This window comes from Candidatus Poribacteria bacterium (assembly GCA_026706025.1).
Taxonomy (GTDB): domain Bacteria; phylum Poribacteria; class WGA-4E; order WGA-4E; family WGA-3G; genus WGA-3G.
The window spans coordinates 100,334-125,033 of the sequence record JAPOZO010000084.1 but is presented as its reverse complement, the minus strand read 5'-3'; the positions used below and the strand labels follow the sequence as shown (position 1 = coordinate 125,033).

Annotated in this window: 17 protein-coding genes and 1 pseudogene; 10 read left to right on the top strand and 8 right to left on the bottom strand. The window is 46.6% G+C overall.

The window, feature by feature from the left end; all coding sequences use genetic code 11:
* Positions 1-122: 122 nt before the first annotated feature.
* Positions 123-1,298, top strand: a complete 1,176-nt coding sequence (locus OXH00_21275; GenBank protein ID MCY3743554.1) for an aminotransferase class I/II-fold pyridoxal phosphate-dependent enzyme — start codon at positions 123-125, stop codon at positions 1,296-1,298.
* Between the two features lie 46 nt (positions 1,299-1,344).
* A complete protein-coding gene (locus OXH00_21270; protein MCY3743553.1) occupies positions 1,345-5,328 on the top strand; it encodes a SpoIIE family protein phosphatase in 3,984 nt (1,327 codons plus the stop codon).
* Positions 5,329-5,337: 9 nt separating this feature from the next.
* Here the strand turns inward: OXH00_21270 and OXH00_21265 are convergent, their stop codons facing one another.
* The 4 genes and pseudogenes from OXH00_21265 to OXH00_21250 all read right to left on the bottom strand — a co-directional run bounded on the left by OXH00_21265 (position 5,338) and on the right by OXH00_21250 (position 10,559).
* Positions 5,338-6,249 (bottom strand): UTP--glucose-1-phosphate uridylyltransferase, encoded by a 912-nt coding sequence (locus OXH00_21265; protein MCY3743552.1) that lies wholly within the window; start codon positions 6,247-6,249, stop codon positions 5,338-5,340.
* Between the two features lie 501 nt (positions 6,250-6,750).
* Positions 6,751-7,041, bottom strand: a pseudogene (locus tag OXH00_21260) (GHMP kinase).
* Positions 7,042-7,303: 262 nt separating this feature from the next.
* The gene (locus OXH00_21255) at positions 7,304-8,128 is read right to left on the bottom strand and encodes a GNAT family N-acetyltransferase (GenBank protein ID MCY3743551.1); all 825 of its coding nucleotides are present in this window, start codon (positions 8,126-8,128) and stop codon (positions 7,304-7,306) included.
* Positions 8,129-8,216: 88 nt separating this feature from the next.
* Complete coding sequence (locus OXH00_21250) at positions 8,217-10,559, bottom strand: tetratricopeptide repeat protein (GenBank protein MCY3743550.1); 2,343 nt, start codon at positions 10,557-10,559, stop codon at positions 8,217-8,219.
* 362 nt (positions 10,560-10,921) lie between these two features.
* On the opposite strand from OXH00_21250, the gene OXH00_21245 reads away from it, so the two are divergent.
* From OXH00_21245 to OXH00_21235, 3 genes are all read left to right on the top strand, one after another.
* A complete protein-coding gene (locus tag OXH00_21245; protein ID MCY3743549.1) occupies positions 10,922-11,758 on the top strand; it encodes a hypothetical protein in 837 nt (278 codons plus the stop codon).
* Between the two features lie 95 nt (positions 11,759-11,853).
* Entirely contained in the window at positions 11,854-13,698 is a 1,845-nt protein-coding gene (locus tag OXH00_21240; protein MCY3743548.1) for an ATP-binding protein, read from the top strand.
* Between the two features lie 269 nt (positions 13,699-13,967).
* The gene (locus OXH00_21235; protein ID MCY3743547.1) at positions 13,968-14,132 is read left to right on the top strand and encodes a hypothetical protein; all 165 of its coding nucleotides are present in this window, start codon (positions 13,968-13,970) and stop codon (positions 14,130-14,132) included.
* On the opposite strand, the gene OXH00_21230 is transcribed toward OXH00_21235, so the two are convergent.
* From OXH00_21230 to OXH00_21215, 4 genes are all read right to left on the bottom strand, one after another.
* The gene (locus tag OXH00_21230) at positions 14,119-15,735 is read right to left on the bottom strand and encodes an N-6 DNA methylase (GenBank protein MCY3743546.1); all 1,617 of its coding nucleotides are present in this window, start codon (positions 15,733-15,735) and stop codon (positions 14,119-14,121) included. The two genes, OXH00_21235 and OXH00_21230, sit on opposite strands and share 14 nt — an antisense overlap.
* Positions 15,736-15,783: 48 nt before the next feature.
* Positions 15,784-16,701, bottom strand: coding sequence for a XamI family restriction endonuclease (locus OXH00_21225; protein ID MCY3743545.1), 918 nt, complete (start codon positions 16,699-16,701; stop codon positions 15,784-15,786).
* 272 nt (positions 16,702-16,973) lie between these two features.
* Complete coding sequence (locus tag OXH00_21220; GenBank protein MCY3743544.1) at positions 16,974-18,116, bottom strand: Gfo/Idh/MocA family oxidoreductase; 1,143 nt, start codon at positions 18,114-18,116, stop codon at positions 16,974-16,976.
* Positions 18,117-18,118: 2 nt separating this feature from the next.
* Entirely contained in the window at positions 18,119-18,562 is a 444-nt protein-coding gene (locus tag OXH00_21215; protein ID MCY3743543.1) for a hypothetical protein, read from the bottom strand.
* Positions 18,563-18,775: 213 nt separating this feature from the next.
* Here OXH00_21215 and OXH00_21210 point away from each other — a divergent pair, with 213 nt between their 5' ends.
* The 5 genes from OXH00_21210 to OXH00_21190 all read left to right on the top strand — a co-directional run bounded on the left by OXH00_21210 (position 18,776) and on the right by OXH00_21190 (position 24,640).
* On the top strand, positions 18,776-19,141 hold the full coding sequence (locus OXH00_21210) for a rhodanese-like domain-containing protein (protein MCY3743542.1): 366 nt from the start codon (positions 18,776-18,778) through the stop codon (positions 19,139-19,141).
* Between the two features lie 131 nt (positions 19,142-19,272).
* Positions 19,273-20,301, top strand: a complete 1,029-nt coding sequence (locus OXH00_21205) for a spermidine/putrescine ABC transporter substrate-binding protein (GenBank protein ID MCY3743541.1) — start codon at positions 19,273-19,275, stop codon at positions 20,299-20,301.
* 237 nt (positions 20,302-20,538) lie between these two features.
* Positions 20,539-21,333, top strand: coding sequence for a hypothetical protein (locus tag OXH00_21200; GenBank protein ID MCY3743540.1), 795 nt, complete (start codon positions 20,539-20,541; stop codon positions 21,331-21,333).
* A gap of 49 nt (positions 21,334-21,382) precedes the next feature.
* Positions 21,383-22,804, top strand: coding sequence for a hypothetical protein (locus OXH00_21195; GenBank protein MCY3743539.1), 1,422 nt, complete (start codon positions 21,383-21,385; stop codon positions 22,802-22,804).
* A 438-nt stretch (positions 22,805-23,242) separates the two neighbouring features.
* Positions 23,243-24,640 (top strand): sulfatase, encoded by a 1,398-nt coding sequence (locus tag OXH00_21190; protein MCY3743538.1) that lies wholly within the window; start codon positions 23,243-23,245, stop codon positions 24,638-24,640.
* The last annotated feature ends 60 nt before the right edge of the window (positions 24,641-24,700 follow it).

The window sequence follows — 24,700 nt, the reverse complement described above, 5'->3', positions numbered from 1 at the left end:
AGTTAAGAGGTTTTCGAGTATCCCAAAACCTCTTTCTGACGACTGAAAGATTTTTTTCGCAGAAAAAAATCGGACTGACGACTGACAACTATTCTTACTGGTAACTATTAAAGGAGAAAATTTTGATTACAATCGCAGAACGGTTACAGAAACTTCCACCTTATCTCTTTGTGGATTTGCGCCAAAAGATACAAGCAGCGAAAGCGCGAGGTGTTGATGTCATCAGCCTCGGCATCGGTGATCCAGATATCCCAACACCGGATCCAGTTGTCGATACACTGGTGCAAGCAATCCAGAATCCCGAAGACCCGGATCGGCACCGATACGGATGTGACATCCCCGTTGAGGATTTTCCACAGGCAGTTCTTGATTTCTATCAACGGCGTTACGGCGTCTCCCTATCCGATGATCAGGTCGCTACGACACTCGGAAGTAAAGATGCAATCGTTAAACTGGCACTTGGCATACTCAACCCTGGCGACATCGGCATTGCAGCAAGTCCGGGTTACCCGACCTATAACATCGGACACGTCTGTGCGAGTGCGACGACCTACTATGCCCCGCTTCTGCGAGAAAACGATTTCTATGTTGACTTTGATGCTATCCCCGATGAGATAAAACGTCTTGCCAAAGTCCTCTGGATCAATTATCCAAACAACCCGACAACTGCCACTGCTGACCTTGATTTCTTCAAGCGCGCCGTGGAATTTGGGAGACAAAACAGTATCCTCATTGCGCACGACAACGCCTATAGCGAAAATACCTATGACGGCTATCGTTCACCAAGTATCCTGCAAGTAGACGGTGCCGCCGAAGTAGCCGTTGAATTTTTCTCATTGAGTAAAGCATTTAATATGACCGGATGGCGATTAGGGTTTGTTGTTGGTAACCCAACCGCTGTTAACGCAGTTAAAACTGTTAAAGATAATGTAGATAACGGATCACTCCGTGCACTTCAGTTCGCCGGTGCAAAGGCACTCTCAATAGCAGACGAAGTCACGCCTGCGATAAATGCAGTTTATCAGAAACGCCGAGACATGGTAGTGGATTCACTTACGGCTGGTGGGTGGGCGATTGAGAGACCGAAGGCAACGATGTACATCTGGGCACCTGTTCCTGATCGCTTCAACGGTTCAAGTCGCGCTTTTGCTACAGCACTACTTGAGGAGGTAGGCGTTGTCGTAACACCCGGACTCGGCTATGGGCAATGGAGTGAAGGGTACTGCAGAATTTCCTTAACGTATCCAGATGAAGTCATAAAGGAAGCAATTTCACGTATTCGAGATTTCGCCCATTAATCATTAATCAAAATCTTCGACGCAATGGCTCTGGTCAAAAAAGATTATGATACATACTAACCTCTGTTTAGCAAGTTTCAGAAACCTGAAAACTACGGTTAAAAATCTTATTTTAATCGTTAGTATAACTTCTGCTGCGTTTCTTGTGTGTGGTGATACCAGAGCTGAGCAAATTCAAACTTATACCGTTGCTGATGGACTGGTAGGCCCCATTGTCCCTGTCATTTTCCAAGACAGTCGCGGTGTTCTCTGGTTCGGTTCTGATCGGGGTGGCGTAAGTCAGTTTTATGAAAACACTTTTAAACCCTACGCCGGATCAGTGGACGGGTCCGAGGATGTCGAAGCCGGTGGACTGCTCGGACAGACGCAACAAATCGTTGAGGATAAATGGGGACACATCTGGTTTCTCTCAAAGGATCCTTCAGAAAAATCGGGCAGAATTAGTCGGTTTGATGGCAGCTCAATCAGTTTTATCGGTACTGGGAATGCACTCATCGCGGATCAGCAGGGTGATATATGGGTCGGTGAAAATCAGGTACTAACGAAGTACGTGGCTCAGGGGGTTCAAAGACTACCGCAGGCACAGCCGCATGAAATTATCGGTGAAGATCTGATACGTTCTACAAGTTTAACAATAAGCGTTATTTTTCAAAGCACAGATGGGACACTCTGGCTCGGTGGGAGCGAAGGAGAAGAGGAAAAGACCGGCGTACTTCTGAGTTTCCGAGAGAACCCGTGGGTTCGCACAGAACTTGGCGGCGGTGATACTGATGATGAAATGGACGATGGAACACCGCGTATCCATCCGAATGCTGGATTCACGCGACCCGATATGTCCGACCTAAATGCTGACACCCCAATTGAGACGATAGCTGAAGATGTCTCTGGGAACCTTTGGCTCGGCGGCGATAACCTGCTCCTGCGGTTTGATGGAAAAGACTTTGAACAGATTCTTCCAACTTCGACTTATACCGTACCCAGAAGAAGTAGAGCTTCAAGAGGCGTACCTACAGCCATAGGAAGACCCACCGCAATCCAAATTGATACAAAAGATCGACTCTGGTTTAGTGATGGCCGCTCCACCAGACAATGGAATGGTTCCCGGCTGCAGCGGCACAGAAATCTACGAGGGATTCTTGAACTGGAGGATAAATCGGGCAATCTATGGTTCACTGAAGGACACGGGATGCATCAATATGATCCAGACCTCAATGAAATTCCGAGCACTGTTAATAGCGGGCTTGGAAATGACGAGGTTCGGACGATTTTTGAAGCCGTTGATGGTAAATTATGGTTCGGACACAATAATGGCGTGACAGTGTTTGATCCGACCCCCGCTGTTAGCACACATGCCGGGCTTGGCACTAAAAGGATTCGCACGATGTATGAGGATAGTCGAGGCTACCTCTGGTTGAGTGTTCCAGGGAGTGTCACTCGTTATAATACGAAAACAGACGAAAGTTTCACAGATCCATTAAGGTTAGACCGTGCCCTGCCTATCGGTATGCCGATAAGAAGTGAAAACATTTTCACAGATCCATTAAGGTTAGACCGTGCCCAAAACATGGCTACCTCGGCGGCGCAAGACATCCACAGTGGACGTTCGCAGTCTGAAATCGTGAAAATATTTGAGGTCGGCGGAGATATCTGGTTCATAAACGAGCCAGAATCTCATTTCGGTTCCACACGATATACATTCTTCCGGTACGCAAACGCAAGTTTCGGTCATCAAATTTCCATCCGTATTCGGACAAAAACCGGACCCGGTGGGGAACGTTCGGATAGCAATACCGAGGTCCTTGTTGCCGAGGGTGAACATGTATGGCTGGCTTTTGGCGGACATCTTTTCAAAGCGGACGCAACAGGACTTGTATGGCTTACAGAAAAAGGTTCACAAAGAATTCTGTTTGAAAAAACCATGGAAATTCGCCAAGGCACAAGAGATCGGGAAATGGAACCCGGAGCGGTTGCGATTACTGACTTATACAGAGATTCTAAAAATAGACTATGGGTGCATTTTGGGAACGGAAACGTGAAGCGTTACCCGCAGAATATTGATCGCGCAGCATCTACGACGCGCCCTATCGTGCCGGATGTGCTTAACCTTAAGGCAACAACACTTCTCAAAACGACACCAACAGGTAAATGGTTTTTCAATGCGGTGACAGGCAGGTTGATCCGCTGGAATAACATCGAAACCAGTGAACCGGTTGTGCTTGACGGCGAATCTACTTCTGCCCCGCTCGCAGTATGGCAGAACCCAGCAGAAGAAAACGAAGAGCTTACTTTCATCTTTCCAGATGCCCTTAAGACATATCGCGGTACGGTCTTAGAAGAGACTCAGACTATTAATGAACTCGGTACAGCAAACGCCTCCGTGACTTCTCAGGAAGGAATCCTTTGGCTCGCAACATCTCGTGGTGCAGTCCGCTACGATGGGATGAACCTGACAACTTACACAACAAAAGAAGACGGATTTCTGGTGGACAATGTACGCGACGTAATAGAGGATAGTCGCGGAAATATATGGTTCGCAACGAGAGGCGGCGGTACCGTCCGCTACGATGGTGAAATCTTCCACAACCGAACTACAAAAAACGGTTGGGCACATAACAACATCTCAAAAATCCTTGAATCCTCCGATAAAGATATTTGGTTTGCAACTGAAAGGGGTGTTACACAATACACACCCACGCGTGGTGGGCTGCCGGAGTGTCGAATAACCGCCTTAGAGGCGGATAAACCTTATACGGATCTCTCGTCCAACTTAGTCCTATCTGCGCGGGGTGCTAAAATTTTCAATGTCCGAGGGATCAGCTCGCTTCGAGAGGGACTTTCCTATGAGTTTAAATTAATCGGATTGGATACACCTGCTTGGACAACACTCTCAACGGAGGAATTCGCACTTTTGCCTACCGGTTCTGGTATACCATCTGACCAATGGGTGCCGCTTTCAGCCCCTGGATTGGCGAACCAACAGGCTATGGACAACAGTGGAGTTACGCAGGCATTTCAGAATCAAAACGGTATTCTGCGTATCCGATATACGGGTCTTAAGGCGGGGAATTACAGTTTCCTCATTAAAGCGTTCCGTAAAGATTGGGCGTACACCGCCCCACCCGCAGCTGTAGATTTTAGTATCCCGCCACCGATCTGGACGCGCTGGCGAACTTATTTACCGACGCTTATTTTTATAACGGTCGTATTCTCTCTGATTGGTCGTCTTATTGTTAACCGACGGCACACATTGCAGCTACGCAATGCGATGCGACAGCAGGAAGAAGCGGAGATGCAACGTATCCGTGCTGAATTGAGTGAGGCGCAGAATATTCAGATGGGGCTGCTGCCTACGGAGGCACCCGACACGAAGGCGTTTGATATTGCAGGGATGTCGGTCCCCGCAACACAGGTCGGTGGTGATTTCTACGATTATCTCACTGTAGAGAACGGACAGACCGCTATCGCAGTAGCAGACGCTGCAGGAAAAGGGCTGCGCGGCGCGATGAACGCTGTGTTGACGAACGGGATGTTGTATGAAGTCTCGCGTTTCAAATCCGAAGCTGCAGTTATCCTTAGAGACCTCAATATAGGGTTAGCACCACGGATGTACGGTCCGAGTTTCATCGCACTTAATCTCGCTATCCTTGATGAAACTGAACAACGCATTGACTATGCCAACGGCGGGCAACCTTATCCGATTCTCAAAAGCGGCGCGGATATAATTGAGATTGAAAGTGGTGATTTACCGCTTGGCAGTATGAAAAGAGTAGAATATGAATCCACAACCTTCGATCTAAACGAGGGCGATTTTCTGATCTTTCATACTGACGGTCTCATTGAAGCACTCAACGTAGAGAGCGAGATGTATGGAACCGAACGTTTAAAGGAAACGGTTTCGCGAATTCCTGATGCTGCCAGTGCAGCAGAAACGGTTCAACACCTGGTTGATGATGTCCACAGATTCGTCGGTGAGGCGGAACAATACGACGACCTTACAATCGTTGTGATTAAGCGGCATTCTGACGCATAGACATCGTCCTTAGGCATTTCTGAAATCAATAACTGTTTGTCGATACTCTTCAGGGAGACCGATGTCAAACCGTCTGCCTTTGACGACATATCCTGAAAACCCATCTGCCTTGCGTAATTCGTCTAAACAGGATGTGAGTTGAAATTCGCCGCGCTCGCGCAGATTATGAGAAATGTTCTGTTCGAGAAAATCAAAAATCTGCGGTTGTATTACATAAATCCCGAACACCGTCAAGAACTCGTCTACCTCCATTCCATCGATGTGTAAATGCTCCATCGCATACTCAGGGTCCGGCTTCTCGTAAAACTCTGTTACCGATAGCAACGCGTCCTTTTCTTTCCATACGCCGGTAACGCATCCGAAGTTTGACAACAGCTCAATCGGTGTCTTTTTAAGTCCTACGACGCTGTGTCCTACCTGTTCATAAGCCTCTACGACTTGTCGTGCGCAACATCTTTCCTCATCTGAACCGTAGAGATGGTCACCGAGCATCAATAAAAAGGATTCGTTTCCAACCCATTCTCTTGCACAATAAACGGCATGCCCAAAACCTTCTTGAACGTCCTGTGTGACGAACGTCACCCGACTCCCTAATTCCAGCAGATAATCGCAATACGCCTTATTCTCTTTGCTGAGTTTATTGTAATGTTCAATCGGCGGCGGCGTTTTGAAAAACGACTCAAAGAGTTCGGTATCCCCGCTTTGAACAATGAGACACACTTCCTCAATACCAGCGTTGATCGCCTCTTCAACAATTGCCATAATCGCTGGTTTTGCCTGTCCAGAACTGTCAATTACAGGAAACAATTCTTTCTTCATCGCTTTTGAAGCAGGGAATAACCGAGTCCCAAACCCAGCAGCAGGAATGACGGCTTTTCGGACGTGGCTGCTCGCCTCAATAACCAGTTTCAGACACGACATCTCCAAATCCTGTTCAATAATTTCAATAACACGTTCCTGACACTCTTCATCCTTCACAATAAATTGAGCAGATCCGTCACCTTGTGACCCGACCCCCTTGCCACCCCAGATATAAGGTTGAATCGGTTCATAATTGAGGACTTTGTGAAGGACAGGTGCCGTTAATTGTGAGGGGCATGCCGGAATCAGATGTTTGTCAAACTCAGTTTGCGCGCGTGTCATTAGTTTGCCTACTGTTTCTGCGTCTCCGTCTCGGAGTGCTTGATATGCCTCTTGTGTAATCTGTGCGCTTATGGGGCCGAGGTAGTGTTGTACATTTTTCTCTAATTCGCTCTCAGCGAACGGATAACAGTGATTTAATTGGTTCAATATTAGAAGTGTATCTTTACCAGCACCGAGATCAACAATCACAAGGTATAAGTCTTTCGGCACACTGAGTTCTCGGATATCAACATTGTCGCCATCGAACGTCATCAGGATAGGCCGTTGGTAGGCACACCCTTGGTCCATCCGTCCACAACGTGAAGGTGTTGTCGTCTCACCGCGGTAGGCGTATTCCATTTCGTCGCGTGTTGTCATCTTGAGATCATAAGTGCGGTTGAAGGCACGCGCGACCAACACACTGATAGCTGCACTTGAAGACAATCCTTTTTTGACGGGTAAATCGGTGAGATAATTATCGATTTCCAGCCCTTGTACCCGGTAGTTGGTTAAAATTTGATATGCGACCCCGGCAGCATAACTAAAAAATCCGCCTTTTTCAGCCTCGGTGAGCAGGGCACTCCGCTCCATAGGTAGGCTATAGGGGCCGTGGCGCGTGCCATCACTGAGAGTTGTATTCAAAATCAGCTGGGTTGGATTCGGCTTAACCTCGGCATATACGCCTTGGTTTGTGCTGGTTATTAAAGTATAGCCCTTTTCAATTTCTGAGTTATTTTGCCGGTACCTCGCTGCCCAATCGCTGTGTTCTCCGAATAGACAAATTCTTCCCGGCACGAAAAGTTTCATAGTGTGTCCTTATAAATTTTAGAAAATAAAGATGCTTACCAGCGTCTTACTCAAATCGATATTGGATTGCTTCGGCAATAGCACGGTAACCTATTCGACGGTAGATAGTGTTAGAAGTAGGATTACCCAAGTCCGTGTAGAGAATACAACGGTACCCTTCACTGAGAATTTGCTTTGAGAGACTCGCAACGCACGCACTCGCATATCCCTTGTTCCGACTTTCAGGGGGTGTATATACGAGTTGTACTCGCATTACACCTTCAACAGGTACTGTACGCGCTGCCATTGACACAGGTCCAGCACTCTCCCATAGCCAAATCTGTTCAGCAGGGAGCCTGCTATCAACAATAACTTCGGCGTCGATTTCTCCCACACCTATATCAGCGTAAAAGCGATGAACCCAATCAACGAGGCGTTCTCGGTCATCAGGAACTGCTTTGCGAAAGTGGCCTTCAACTGTAGTAGGTTCTTCCACTTTATCTACTTCATAAAGTCGCTGTCCCATGAACGGAGCCACTACCGACTTTTGCCGTTCTGCCCACTGTCCCGCAAAATATGCTGCTGTCGCGGCATCTCCGACCACCCCGGGCAACTTTACGCCTGCGTCTGATATTGCATCCACTACTGGTAGCACTACTTCAGGCACCATCGGTGTGACAACTGCGCGAAAACTCAACGGAGACTGGAAGACGACACCAACAACAGCATTTCCATCCGTCGCTACCCAGTAGCGGCCGGGTTCAAAGTGCGCAACTCGGGCGTGTAAAAGCGTAAGAATCAGATTATGGTGGACCGGTTTTGAATTCAGAAATCCACCTGCTTTGTCCAATACGGTACTTGCATCATCGCTAAAAGAAATCTCAATCGCCATACTTATATTATATTATGAAGTTAATCCGTAGGTCAACCCAGTTTTCACCAATAAGCATCTCAAGAACGCAGAATGGACGCTACAGAATTCACTGCGTTCGGCTTTGTGCCCATTGGCATCGTTGTATCCAGTTCTCTGCTGAAAGTACGGTTCCCAATGGCAGTGCTGTGTTCTCTGCTATTGACCGAAATGCGGTTTGTGCAGTCTCATAATCTTTTTGTTGATAAGCATTGATACCGATTAACCTCCGAACTTCTAATATTAGTTTTCCGTGCTGTTGCGGCATCAAACGTTCCAGTGCTTGATGAAGGTATTTGTTGCTGATCTGCCACGCCTTTTCTTTCTGAAGTAGTTCACCTGTTAAGAAATAGGGTAACCAACGCTCTGGTGCTATTTGTATACATACCGATAAAAGTGCCATTTTTTCTGACACAGGTTTCGACGCAACCAGTACATCCCTAAGCAGTTGGCGAAGCGAACGTTCTTCTGGCATTGCCCTATTCGGTTGGCTCTGGACTGTATCAGGATAAGATAACGCTGCGATTCGCTTCATACGCCGTCGCTCAAATGTTTCATATTCTGTTTCAATAGAAACGTAGGCATCCATCGCTTTTTCATATTCGTTCTTTAGCCAATAAATATCACCTATCAGCAGCGATGCCTCTGGACTGAATCGAGTGTCTTCCGCGCTTGCAATACGATTCGCTAAGGATAACGCTTTCTCGTAATCCTGCATCCGATACGCACTGTACATAAGTCCTCGTAACGTGCTTAAGTTATCGGGTTCATCTGATAGCATTGTCCCAAAAGTCTTCACAGCGGTGACAAAATCTTTTCGGTAGTATGCCTGCCATGCAGTATCCCGCAGCGCAGCCATCTCATGTGTGCAGACCTGTTCAAAAGCACTCCGCCGCTTTAAACGGTACGCAGTGTAGTTTATATCGGCATCCCGCAAAGGGACACTCTCCAAAAAATCAATCCACTCCGTTTCAAGCGACTGGAGATCCTTCCCATAATGTTTCACAAAATTACCCGTCCGGAAGACACCTTTAAACTTTTCGATACCGTAGGTATCCACAAGAAACCGCACGAAGGAACCCGCCAGCAGATAACTTCGCGAACCTGCATGCCCCCAAAATCCGATTCCCATAATGGCTGACAATGGGGGCGCGATCTCCATCTTGCGCATCGCTTTTGCCCACTGATGTGCTGTCAGTCTACCTTCACTCCAATCCGCTGCGACTGCAATCCCTTCATGAAGTCCAATCTTCAGGCTCACTTTCAGAGGCGACCAAGGCACGGTAAAGACATGCGCCAATTCGTGTTTCAAGACTGGATGCGGAAAGCCTTGGGCGTGGATGTGAAACCCATACCCGAACGGATCTTCCACAGATGTGTTGCCCGCACCAATTAATTGCTTTTTCTGCTCAGGAGACGCGTAGACATAAGCACGTACTTTCTGAGAGAGTTCATCCCCGTCTGGCATGAGATAAGCGGACAATTGGGCATACTGGAATTCACAATCCTCAACGATATTTGCAATCTCTCCTTCAAGTGCGCGAGCGTAGAAAATTTCAAAATGTTCAGTTTCACGAAAGCCACCAAGTTTCTGAGCAATATCGCTGCGCGTTGGGCGGATGCCTAACGCACCTGCATAGACTTGGAAACCGAGTAGGCAGACGGCTAACAGATACAACCAGACACGTTTTGTAAGCGAACTGAACAGTTTACGCCACCTCAACTGAGGCATCAAGTCTGTGTGCCTACTTATTTCACATAGACTGACGGTAAGCCCCAAAAATAGGAGTGCCCACAGTAGCGTTTCTGCGCGAGCGATGAGCAGTGTGCTTGTTATCGGAATGACAAAATCGTATATCGGGCCCGGAAAATATCCAAACGTTGCGTGATATGCGAATACCGGCGGATGGAATATCAGGTTGATAACCACCGGAACACACGTAAGCAAGAGAAATCCGATATATGCCAAAAATGCCAACCATCGCCTCTTAATCCAGAACCCGAAAAATGTTCCTCCTGCTGTCGCGTATACACAACTGATTACGGACAATAGAAAAAAAAAGATAAATCCTTCACTGAAATTACAGTTTTTGATACGAAGCGCGTTCAGCAGAATGATACCGAGCGGTAGTACGAGCAGTCCGAAGTTAAATATCAGCGCATTCCGGAAACACCGAGTAACAATTTGTCGGGGTGAACCCATCAGTGCAGCGGGTTGCCGCTTCATCTGCTGCACCATTGTTAGTGTTACATGCGCACCCGCGAAAGAGATACCGAGTGCCAACACAGCACAAAACTCAAACGCAAGGATATTGAACAGCGGCACATTGGCGAGTATCAATGCCAATACACCGAATGCAGTAAACCACAGCCAGTATGAAAATGTCTTGTGTATTGTCGGTTGTATGTGCATCTTCTGCTAATTGAAAGTCGTGTTTATTGCCTATTTTATTCAGATATCTCCTTTATGTCAAGCAGTTTTAGGCTTTTTGTGCGAGGTTGTCGAAAAGTCTCGACCGGGTTCCTACCCGTTGCTGGGAAATGAAGGTCGTTCCTATAGGGATCCACGCGAACCGTAAATCTAAAATTTCGGAAAGCTAAACGCCGCTGCGGTGTATGCAGAATTTTCTTGCAGTTTTAGATAAAATATGTTAAAATACGATGTGATAAGTTTTGCGGCGCGGATCAAAACCGTGCAAAGTAATATTGGTACGACTCGCAAACCAATACAATAAGGTCGCACTTATAAGACACGACGCAACAGGAGAAACTGAAATGGCAAACGGATTCACACGATTTTTCAAGGCTATCTGGTATACGTTGACGGGCCGCGCCCACGAAACAGCGGATCGGATGATGGAAAACCCCGAAGCCGTTAGAGGGGCTTACGAAGACATCATCAGCGATAAGAAAGGGAATATCCAACGCTATAAGCAAGCAATCGGACAGCTGATCGCACTTGTTGAACAGAAGAGGTCACAACTAAAGACTCTTACCGGCGAAGTCGAAAATTTGGAAGAATTAAAAGCTGGGGCGATCGCTAAAGCACAGCAGACCGCTGCTGATTTGCAAAAAGAGGGAATGGCAGCAGAAGAAGTCAAGCAGCACGGCGAATACACGCGATGCGTTACCGCTTACCAAGAGTTCAATTCCAATCTACAAGAGAAAGAGGGGCGCATCGATGAACTCGAAGGCGAGATCGAAAATGCGCAGGCGGATATTGATTCCCATAAAATTCAGATTACCAGCCTCCATCGCGATTTAGATAAGATTAAGAGCGAGCAGTCTGAGGCAGTCGCCGATCTAATCACGGCGCGAGAGCAAGAGGAAATCGCCGATATGCTTTCCGGCATCAGCATGGACGGAACTTCCGCTGAATTGTCCCGGATGCGGGAAATTCGCGAGAAAGCGAAAGGACGTTCAAAAGTCGCACAGGAATTAGCTGGCACCGACTCAAAAAGCGAAGAGGAGGAATTCCTCGCTGCAGCGCGCTCATCCAACGCCTCCGACGAATTTGATGCATTAATTTTCGGTGCTCAGCAGACGGACACGAAAACGGAGACAGAACCCGCTAAGAAGACAGAGGATTCTGATTCTGAGCTGCCGCTCTAAAGTGCTATCAAAGTAGGTGTGCTATTTAAATTGGAAGGGGGCGAGCACTCATAGCCGTTAAAAGCCCGACTTACGCATTTCGGACAGAAGCCGGAATGCTCATTAATTCAGGAACGTCTCGTAGTCTCGTCCTGTCCGGAAATATCCATGATCTCTTCTTTAGACGCGAAGAAGATGATATGGATTATATTCCACTTGTCCCCTTTTTAAGCCGCAGTTGGGACATACCCGGGTTTATCCTAATCGTTTATGAACTCAATGGCCCCATAAGATTCGCACAAGAAACGGAACGCGAAAAGGTTAAACAAGCGTTCAACCTATGGCGCGGCACAACTGAGCCAGATCTTGATATAAATACGAGTGCTGGTACACCGGGGGCTACACAGGCATCGACCTCCTCTCGAAGGACACCTCCGATATACCTTGATGCCGTTCCAGAGCCACCCGATGCCTCTTTCTCGCAGTACATGAACGATGCTATCGGCAGCCCGACGTTAGCACTTGAACTCCTTCGGCAGTTTTGCCTGCTCTCCCGAAGCACAAACGCACAAGGCGAAAAACTGCTGCCCGAAAAACTGATTATCCTGATAGAAGCGGCGGACATGTTGCTCCCGGAAGGCGAAATTCGGAGTCTGTCCCAGCCAGACAGACACCGCGTCAGCATCGTTCAAGACTGGATCTCCGATTCCAATTTCATGAACGGCAATGATACCGTCGTCTTTATCGCGGAATCTCCAAGTCTCGTGAACTCTCGAATTATTAGGTTGCCGCAGGTTGTTACTGTTGAAATCCCAGCCCCGGGGATGGCAGAACGCCAGCACTTTATTTCATGGTTTAATAACACGCCGAAACTCATAGAAAAGCCTTTAAACCTTTGGGGTTCACAAGCACAACTCGCCATGCTCACTGCGGGGTTATCATTACAAGCACTCCGCCAGATGTTGCTCTCTTCCTGCTACTCCGGTGAAAAACTTCAACCTGAGGATGTTATTGAGAAAGTCTCTGAATTTATCCAAGCACAATTAGGTGAAGATGTTGTAGAGTTCAAAAAACCGGCGCACAGTCTAAAGGACATCGTTGGTAACCAAAAACTGGTGGATTTTCTCAAGACGCACCTGATCCGGCGTATTACTTCAACCGGTTCCGACGCAATTCCAGGGATGAGTGTCTGTGGTCCTATCGGGAGTGGAAAAACTTTTATTTTTGAGGGACTCGCCGGGGAACTCGATATCCCTGTCCTCGTCCTCAAGAACATCCGGAGCATGTGGTTCGGACAGACAGATGTCATTTTTGAACGGCTCCGGCGATTGCTGATGGCACTCGTGAAGGTGTTGATCTTCGTTGATGAGGCGGATACGCAATTCGGTGGTGTCGGGCAGGATGCACACAGTACAGAGCGGCGTTTGACTGGGAAAATACAGGCGATGATGTCAGACCCGCAGCTGCGTGGTAATATCACATGGCTTCTGATGACTGCCCGCATCTACAATCTATCTCCTGACCTGCGACGCGAGGGTAGGGTCGGAGATATAGTGGTTCCAGTGCTTGATCCAAGTGGCGAAGACCGTGAGGCTTTCCTCCGCTGGACGATTGCCAAAGTTTTCCGCGGTTCCCTCCCGGACGATGCAGTTGAACGGCTCTTAAAAGTAACTGAGGCCTACTCTGCAGCGAGTTTCGCATCACTACGTTCTGATCTTGAAGCCGCCAGTTTGCTCAAGAAAGATTCGGAAACAACGGGTAAACTCACATTAGATGAAATTATTGCTGTCGCCGAAGATCGAATCCTTCCCAATATCGGACCCATAAGACAGTATCAAACCTTACAGGCACTTCTCAATTGCACACGTAAATCGCTACTCCCTGGCGACTACTCTCCAGAAATTCGAGACTCTTGGGTGAAGCAGATTGCTCAACTTGAAGCGATAGGTATTAGAGGGTAGGAAGAAAAATGCTGCCTCTGAAACCATCGCCGCCCGCGGCGAAGAAATCTATCAGCAGTACCGCGAAGAACTCGAAGTTCAATACAAAGGTCAGTTTTTTGTAGTTGACATTGAAACGGAAAACTATGAAATCGCCGATGAGGATTTGGAAGCTACAAAACGTCTGCTTGCTAAGAATCCCAAGGCTATGACTTATGGTGTGCGAATTGGATACCCAGCCACCCACGGTATCGGCTTTAGCTTCGTGAAATGTAATGTGGAATACTATAATGATAACAGGGAAAATTAGAGACGAACGCGTAGCTATCATTGAAGTGGAAGTGATCGGATTAAATCAACGCGCGAAAATTGAAGCAACTCTTGATACCGGATTTACCGGCTATCTGACACTACCAGGGTTTTTAATTCATTTCCTCTTTTTTAGTGCCATGTGAATTCCATCTGCTGTGCTGTGAGATGTTTCTCCAAACTTAATCGTGCTGAGAATATATCACCAACAGAAACGTTAGCTAATTCTTTTGGCTCAAGTTTATAGAGTCCATCGCCGTAAACCCGTGCTTCACTTACTAAATCCTGTGATGTAATTGCGTTTAAAGCTTCCCACGTTGTATGAATTAGTTCCGGATCTGTTCTAAATGCCTTTTCCAAACGAGGAGTCGGATATAACATTAAATATCCGTTGGCAGCGACTGCTTTAGAATGGTTTAAAATAAAGCGGAAGGGTTTTGGATTTTTAACAGATTCCCGTCCCATGTATGTGCAGAGAAACAAACTCGGTTTGCGCTTCTCTTGCAGGTACCATGGTGAACGATGCCGACAGAGATAACGCTCATGAATTCCCATCCGAGTTCCCGATTGTAGATATTCCCAAAGTGATGGATAATTACGTTGAATGATGTGCTCCGGTAAGGAACAATTTAACAAAAACAGAGCCTGTTTCAGGATGGGGTTTTCTGCATCATCAGCCTGAATTTCATCGGATAATAAGTATCGCGGACTTGGTAATACTGGCGTTAGAAACTCAGTCGGTAGATTATATTCAGAAATCTGGGCGGGGGAAAGTATAAAAAACTTGTTCGCACCTGTTACTAAACCACGTTTCACATGAAAAAAGTCCGATAATTTGGCTCCCTCAGACTTACCTGTCGTGTTAGCATTAGAAGTTCTCACAATGTTTGAGAGATGATTCCACTTTCTCATATCTCGCAGCGAGTCAATAGACAAAACACAACGCTTTTCTGGTTCCGTTATTGTCCCGCCATAAGTGAAGTCAACTTCATAACCCGTTGACGGTTTGGTCTTTCTAAACCAAATTACAGATGAAGAAACAAGAGCGTCTCCAAACTGTAGTTCCTTAGGTGAAAAGCGGTGAACACGCAATAAAGTTACATGAGTTGTTAGATATTCCTTTAGTTGCTGACCATAGTTTACATCCATAAACTCGCTTGGCACAAGCCAACAGGCCAAGCCATTATCTGCCAACCAACTATGTGAAATAAGCATGAAGTAGCAGTATAAACCTGACAACTGACTTACCTTAATACTTGTTATTTGGTTGGCGAGTTTCTGTAACCTTAACTTCTCATCAGAGGGTAAATGATGATGCCTGGAATAAGGTGGGTTACAAATTAGAAAGTTGGCTTTATCTTGTTGAAAACTTGGTGGATTAGATTTCGTAAAATCAGCGATTTTTAGGTCAAGTCCGGTATTATTCCATAGCTTGACCGTCTCGTTTCCACAGTGAGGATCTATTTCATACCCTCGTGCCCAATTGAGGTGTAAATCCGAAAAACATTTCAAGAAAGAAAAATAGAATGCTCCGGTCCCAAACGCTGGGTCAAGAAAACGAATTCCTTTGGAAGGTCCAATTAATTCTTTTGACACTTCCATAATGTCCATCGCCAGTTTTGGTGGGGTCGCAAATTGACCTAATTTATTGCGTTTTTCTTGGGATTTTTTTATATTTAATTGAGCCTGAAGTTTTAAACGTTCTGACTCAATTCGATGAATTTTTGCAAGTCGTTTGTCTACAGACATACTTTATAATCCAAACTCTGCCAGATCATTAATACGATGTTCCCAGACTCAGTCTATGCCCTCATCCGCCTCATATTCAAGATAATTACTGTCGAAATAACCAGATAAGAAAAGTATGAAACGTATACTGTCACCATAGGTGCTGCGCAATTGGGAAACCTTGGTTGCCTCCTCTTTTCTGCGTTTATTCGTATTAGTGAAGTCGCCTGCTGACTTTGCCTCAATCAACAACGGAAAATCACTTAACTGTGCTTTAAGGGGCATAATAACAACATCAATAGGCATTTTTATTTCCCTATTTGTAGTTGCCCGGCGTACTGGAACGTTGAGATGAAACACAAATGTGCCAGGAGAAAGTTCATCAAATTTTCTGCTACCAACCCTTTCGTCAAACATGTAACCACGTTCTTGGAGCCAACGCTGGATAGACATTAATTGACGCTTTTCTTGAGCATTTCTAAGAATCGGATTCGCCTCAGCACCACAAAGTCTATCGGCAATAATCGTTGCAGCACGGCGAATTTCTTCTATTTTCCCCTCATCGCCTCGATCAAGCCAAACGAAAATATCAGAGTCAAGTAAGTTCCGGATAACCTTTTCAATCTGCTTCAAGTTTTCTTGAAGTTGCAAAGGTTTCATAAGCGGTGGCACACGTTCATTATCTTCCATAGATTTCACAAGATTTCGTGGGACTCCAGCGAGTCCTATTAATCTATCCCTTGCTATTGGTGGACAAGTTGCCATTCGCAGTACAGGCAGAATAGTCGGGTATTCCTGTAAAACTTCAGAATTTAGTCGTGTGAAGTTGGCTGTTAACTTCAGTACTTGCTCAACCTGTGTGCTAGTTTTCAGACGTGTTTCCTTGAAAACCTGCGGTGCAGATCGCAAAAACCAGTCATTGTAGAAATCAACAGACTGTGCAATATCTGTTTTCCATCTATCTGGTTTATTTTTATTAACTCCCAATCTGCATCCTCCAAAGCTTGTCAGTTTACTTTCTTCTTAGATCATGGCACATTGTTTTAGTATACGCACGTTCAATCTATTTCTATGATAAGGTCGAATCATGTCCAGCAGACTATATTTTAGTGTAGCATATTCCGACCCTAAAAACCAAATTATTTTCTACATTGATAAACGCTTTGGTCGATATAAAAGACGGCATCCATGAAAAAGGAGAAACGAAATTGTAAACCTTACTATCGTAAAATAGTAGTGCTGCGATTTGAAGACTATCCCTACAGGTTGATAATCTCGCCACTTGCCGCTGAACGATACCCCGCGCAGATAATCTCCACGGAATGCGCCGCAAATTCAGCGTTCATCTCACTCTCTACACCGTTCTCAATACAATCTATAAACGCACTAAATTCTCGCTGTCCATCGTCTCCACTACCGACATCTATCCATTGTTGCTTCGGTTGCATCTTGATCTCTGCTTGCGTGCTGCTCCACATTCCCATCGGATCCAGCGGATGTGGGGTCGGCGGTTCAAACGCCGGTTCCGCGGCAAAAACTTCCAAACGGTTCGCTGACGCGTCAAAGGTCATGGTCGCCTCAGTACCGACGAGATGCACCTTCCGAATGCCACCTTGGGCGTGGCTCTGCCACCCGTAGCGTCCACCCACAATTGTCGCTGTAATCCCATCTTCCAATGTCAGGACTAAAGCACCGAAGTCTTCAAGTCCACAGTCGCGATGCTCTTTGAAGAAATAGTTCGCCGTTCCACCGAAAACACGCTGCACGCGTTTCTGGGTCAACCAATTCACCATTGACACGGCATAGACACCGACATCGAACATCTCAGGTTTGGCTTCAACGAAACTGTAACGTTCCAGCGTGGAGTTTTGGACTCTTTTCTCGCCGACGGGTGCGGTGCCGGGATGTCCTTTGGAGAAGAGCACGTCGCAATGAATCGCCTGAAGTTCGCCGATATGTCCACTCGCCAATGCCTGCTGAACGGTGCGTGCCCAAGTGCTATGAATATTGCTAAACATCTGGGTTCGGACACCGCTTTTTGCTACTGCAGCGATGATCCCTTTCGTATCTTCTGGATTAAGTGCCATCGGTTTATCGAGATAGACGTGTTTTCCCGCCTCAGCGCATTTTGCACCTATACGTCCGCGACGTTCCACATCTGTACAGAGACTCACAATATGCACATCTTCGCGCGCCAAGGCTGCGTCGATATCTATGAATGGCAAATCCATTGATTCAGCCAGTGAACGTGCCAATTCAATTCGTTCGGTCGGTGCGTCCGGTTCATCAGCGAACGCCACTAACCGACAACGCGCATCCTGTGCAAAGTTTGAGGCGTAATTCTCTTGATGCGTACGATGCCCACCGAGCAAAAGAACTCCATATTTTCCATCTTGTTGCATGTTCAACCCCCCAATACTATAGGCTGACCGCTTTCAAGCGATTGCGTGATAGTCGCTGCCAGTTCACCTGTTCCACCGAATTCTGGCGCGATCGCGTTCTGGTAGTGTCTACCGACTGGCGTTTCATGATAGATAACACCTTTATTACCGACCAACATGATGTCAACTGCCGTCTCAATATCGACTCGATTGACACTCAACAGTGCCATCTGCCCTCCGGCATAATGAACCGCTACCGTAACCTGTGTCCCCCTTGCGTCGCCCTGTGCATAGACGCGCGCCGGTGTGGAGGGTATCCACGCATTCGCGAGCGCGGTCACTTCTGCCGCCGATGGCAGCAGATTCGCTGTATCACCCGCTACGTGTAGTACACACCGCAGGAACACTGGACTCCCGATCCGTTCTTTCTCAAGCACAGATTGAACCGATTTTTTAAGCAATTCCATTTTTCTCCTCTTCCTATAGAATCAATTTCGTTATCATCATAATCCGGTCTGTAACCGACAAAAAAAGTTGACACGTCAACTCGTCTTATGCTATAGTTCTAAAAACCTTATGCAACCTACCCTGTAAGGTACGGGTGTGACAGAAACCGAATTTTGAAAATCGTTCAAAATTCGCCCAGATAACCAATAGTTAAAAAAAATTGGAGGATAACGATGCCACTGAAAACCCTTGAACAATTAGTTACCGAAGCGAAAGCAAACGTTGGACACATATCGCCCGACGAACTCACAGAGGTTACAGACACAATCATCCTCTTAGATGTTCGGGACGAGCCCGACTACGACGAGGAACATCTACCGAATGCCGTTTCACTGCCACGCGGCTATCTCGAACTTGATATTGATGAGATCGCCTCTGACGCAGACACACACATCGTTACCTATTGCGGTGGTGGTACCCGTGCGACACTCTCCGCACACACGTTAAAAAACATGGGTTATGAAAACGTCTCAGTTCTCACTGGCGGTTTCCGGGGCTGGAAAGCTGAGGGACTCCCCACCGAAAAGTCTGATGAATAAATAGTGTTGTTACATTAGCATAGATAGCAGACATTGTCAATATCTTACATCGCAGTCGGGGCGACGCTGTTTCCCCTAAACGCAATCGTCCCGTTCATAATACGCATAGCATAGATACCAATGGAGAAAATATGCGCAACAGATACATCCTCTTAGTACTTATACTCCTCACACTTTTCATCGGCGATGGTATTGGGCAGAAGAAACAACTCAACGTCTTTACATGGGCAGGGTACGTCAGTGATGACATCCGTGAAGGCTTTGAAAAGGCGTTTGGGGTTACCGTTCTCGTTGATACCTATGCCAGTAACGAAGATCTGCTCACGAAACTATTAGCGGGTGCGACAGGATACGACATCATTATGCCATCCGACTATATGGTATCCATCCTAATTAAGCAAAACCTGTTAGCAGAACTCAACCGCGACAATATTCCCAACTTCCAGAACATTAGTCCGTTGTTTCTCGGTAAATACTTCGACCCTGAAAACCAATATTCTATTCCTTATACATTCGGCACGGCAGGGATCGCCTACGATTCGGCTGTTGTTTCACCAGCACCGGATAGTTGGGCAGTGCTCTGGGATGCAGAATATAAAAACCAGTTCAGCATGTTAGACGACCAACGTGAAACCATCGGTGCCGCACTAAAATTCCTCGGATACAGTCTCAACACGACCGATCCGGATGAAATCAAAGCGGCGAAAGAGAAACTCATCGCGCAGAAACCGCTTGTGAAACAGTATAAAAGCGAGGCGGAAGAGCTCCTTATCGCCGGGGATGTCGTTATGGCGCACTGCTGGAGTGGTGATGCTTTCCGCGCGACTGAGACGCGTCCGACGATCCGGTACGTCATCCCGAAAGAAGGATCGAGCCAGTTTATTGATGCTGTCTGCATCCCGAAATCCGCACCGCATAAGGCACTTGCAGAACAGTTTATCAACTACCTTCTCCGTCCCGAAGTCAACGCCAAGATCACCGCTTTCACGAAATACGGTACCTGCGTCCCGACAGCGAAAGAATTCTTACCCGAAAATCTACGGGAACACAAGTTTATCTATCCACCAAAAGAGGTCCTGGAATCCCTTGAATGGTTGCGAGATCCCGGCGATTTTACAAGGCACTACGACCGCGCGTGGGAAGAAGTCAAAGCGAAATAACTGTTATCACTGATTAAGGTTGGCGAGGTTTTTAACCTCGCCTTTTTTATTTCGCAGTTCGTCCGATTAAAAAAAACGGCTTATTCTTCCAAACCCCTCCTTGAGTTCTATCGGAACGGCATCCATATAGAAGCTGCTTTTTTGAAGAAAATCGGAACGGTTTCAACTAAAGATGAAAATCTCTCCGTAATGTTCCAAAGGTTGAAATAAAAAACTCGTATGTAAGAAGGTAATGTCATGAAGGTCTTAGAAGTGCTGTTATTCATGCTTCGCAACCCCATACCTCTCATCGTTCATTTAACGTGCTGGTTTTTGCTTGCTGCTTGGGGAATCGTGTCGGACGATCCATTCATAGAAGGGACGTTGCCCTATATTAAAGTTATTGTGGAATCTCCTGCGTCTATCGGAGATTTTCTAAAAGCTGCCTCAATTATTTGGGATGAAATCATAGAAGATTTAACGAGAACTGGATCTTGGGTGCTTGTCGTTATGCCACCTTTCCTTATATCTTACCGCGAAGCAGTCGGCAACCTAAAAGGCATTAGCGATGAGCATCGGATATGGATGAAATGGTATCACCGACAACAGGAAACGACAGCAGAAGGCGACAATTTCGTGGAACCCGCACCGCCATTGAAAAACATGCGAGTCAACTCCTATTTCAGGAAAGCACAAAAAACGTTGTCATTCATGATTCGTAACCCAAAACTACCGATCATTCATTTTCTATACTGGTTTCTGACTTGCTTTTTACTAATCCTCTTACTAATCCTCATAACAGTATTTCCAGATTTTGCTGATGTGGTTCGGACAACCGAGAACTTCGCTCGCGATTTTTTGTCGGCTGTATCTTTTCTCGCGATAGTCGCTGCTATATTCGGTCTCATTTCCAGTTACCAAGAAACAAGAGGGACTGTGAAAGGAGTCGCCAAAGTACAACAGACGTGGACGGAGTGGTATTGCCAACAGCAAGAAGCGAAAGTACAAGGTGTCCCTTTTGACGTGTCTCCGCCATTGTTCCGCATGTATTAACAGATACGAAACACGATTTCACGGAAAATCTTGCACATAAGGATATATCATGAAAGCCCGAAAAACACTGTTATTTATGCTGTGGAACCCGACAACTTTTATCGTCTATTTTCTCGCATGTTGGATCCTGTTTTCTGCTATACTCACTATATGGGACGAACCGTTCAGATACGGCACATGGCCGTATGTGGTTGCGGCAGCAGAAGGTGCTTTTGAGGATTTGCCTGGGTCCCTCTGGAAATTAGTCACAGCCTTTTCTTTCATCATTGAAGAAATCAGTCGCGATTTCATCTTTTCTTATAGGTTATGCCTGTTTATTATCCCTATCGCACTCACATTTAGTTACAGGGAGGCGAGGAGCAGCCGGAAAGGTATTACTACAGAGCGACAGACATGGATGCAGTGGTACGACCGCCAAGAGTTAATAAAGGTTCAGCGAGGCACTTATGAGACACCGCCATTATTAGAACATATACCGGGCGGTTCCTATTTCATATCCGCACGCAAAACGGTGCTATTCATGTTTCGGCACCTGGTACTTCCTGCAGGGCATTTCATATTTTGGTTTACACTGTTCGCGCTTCCTACCCTATTTGACCCAAGCGATTTTGTGCGATCACTTCCCGAAATCGTTATCCTCACTGTTATATTCACGCTCATACTTAGCTACCGCGAGGCGAGAAGCAACTTGAAAGGAGTGGCGATAGAGAGAGACATCTGGACGAAGTGGTACTACCGACAAATCAAAGCGATTGTGCAGGAAAGTTCCTTTGAAGAGCCGCCAGCATCGGAAAACGTGCGAGACTATTCCTATATCGGAGAAATTCCAGAAACGCTGTTTTTCATGGTGCGTAACCTGAAGCCATTTATCATTCATCTTACATGTTGGATTTTCACATGCGCGCTTTTATTCTTCACGACACTTCCACCCTCAGAAACGCCTGAAGATATTTTTGAAATATTTGAGATAATAGGATTCTTTGGACAATTGCTTCTTTGGATTTTTCTAATCGTTTTCGTCATCAGTTACCGGGAGGCAAGAGGCAACCTAAGAGGTGTTACCAATGCGCAACAAGTATGGATGCAGTGGTACCAAGGGCAACAAGAAACCGTAAACCGCGGAGAGATTTTTGAGGAACCGCCACCATTGGAAAATACGCAAGCGAATTCTTATTTCAGGATAGCACAAAAGGCAATATTATTGATGCTACTTAATCCGACGCGCCTTATGATTCATTTTATCTTTTGGGTTCTTATTGTTATTTTTTTCTTCGGTGAAATAGGGAGTTCTATGCCAATCCTTTTGGTGTTCATACCCATCCTGATCTCCAGTTACCAAGAGGCGAGAGGCACTGTAAAAGGCACTGCTAAAGAAGGAGAAATCTGGACAAAGTGGTATCAACGGCAAACTGAAGCGAAAGCACAAGGTTACACGCTCGCCGAGCTGCCACCATCGCTAAACGCTGGTTGAGTGCTCCCGATAGGAGACACTACAATTCACAGCCTCTATTCCTGAACGCACCAGATTAACTGCTGGTGCGTTTCGTTTTGTCAGTCCTGTAGGTTGGGTTGAACGGAACTGAGAAGGCGAATGTGTTGTTCCAAATACCAGTGAAACCCAACATACCGTCGTATACGCTCAAGAACGCCGTGAAACCCAACTTCACACCTTCAGCGTCTCGGAAACGGCAAAAGCGTTGGGTTTCACTCGGTCTCTGTTTGATGTAGTATGTATGGGGAGAACTTCGCTTTCTTGTTTCTTTTTCGTGGTTCTATAGAATCCATTCAACCCAACCTACGATGCTGGGTAGAGAAAATCAAATGCCCTTTGGTCTCACCGGAAAAAAGATTGACTTTTGATAAAGAATAGAATATGATAAGGGAAATCATAAATTTAAAGGAGCCACAATTGAGCAGACCTAATATCCTATTCATCATGTCCGACGACCACGCATCACACGCGATTAGCAGCTACGGGAGTCGAATTAATCAAACACCCCACCTTGATCGTATCGCAGACGGCGGTATGATTCTCCATAACTGTTTCTGTGTTAACTCCATCTGTACACCGAGCCGTGCGAATATTTTGACCGGCAAACACAGCCACCTTAACGGAGTGAAGACCATAGGGGATCATTTTGATGGCAGAATACCGAATGTTGCCAAGATGCTACAGGCGGACGGCTACCAAACCGCGATGGTCGGTAAATGGCACCTCGGACACGGCGGTGATGCCGACCCAACAGGGTTTGACTATTGGAACGTGCTGCCCGGGCAAGGCCTCTATCACGATCCAGTCATGATTGAACCTGACGGTCGGAAAACCCACAAAGGTTATACTACCGACATCATTACCGACTTCTCATTGGAGTGGCTCCAGAATCGTGACAAGGATAGACCTTTCTTCATGATGTGTCACCACAAGGCACCGCACCGTCCATGGGACTCCGATGAGAAACACGCCGACATGTTCGAGGACGGCGATGTTCCGATGCCGGACAACTTTTTCGACGATTACGCCAACCGTTCAAACGCCGCAAAGGAAGCGAAGATGCGCGTCTTCGGGCACATGACCGAAAGGGACCTCAAGATTGATAAACTCGGTCCACCACCTGAAGGGTTGTCAGAGGAAGAGATGGCAAATTGGAATTATCAACGATATATCAAAGAATATCTCCGCTGTGTTGCCTCAATTGATGACAATGTAGGTCGGATGCTCGACTACCTTGATGAAGACGGTATCGCAGACGACACGCTCGTGATTTATACCTCTGACCAAGGATTCTTCTTAGGCGACCACGGTTGGTATGACAAGCGGTTTATGTATGAGGAATCATTACGAATGCCGTTCCTCGTCCGCTATCCGCGCGAGATTCAACCCGGCAGCGCGTCCGATGCCATGTCCTTAAACATAGATTTCGCAGAGACTTGGCTCGACTACGCAGGCGTATCAATTCCTGATGACATGCAGGGCACGAGTCTACGGCCAATCCTCAATGGTGAGACACCTGACGATTGGCGAACGTCCATGTATTACCGTTACTGGATGCACCTCGCGCACCACTATGTACCCGCGCACTACGGGATACGGACGGATCGCTATAAACTCATCTATTACTACGGCGAGGCACTTGGCACAACTGGATCCCTCGATGAATCGAAAGCACCGGAATGGGAACTTTTCGACCTGGAGAAAGATCCGAATGAGATGTGTAGTGTCTACGACGACCCAGCGTACGCAGATATTGTCACTGAATTAACGCAAGAGTTATATCGACTCAAAACAGAAGCAGGAGACGAAGAGTAGTTGCCGGTTATCAGTTTGCCTCGCAGTGAGAGTTGTCGGTTATTTGTTCTGGAGGCTGTG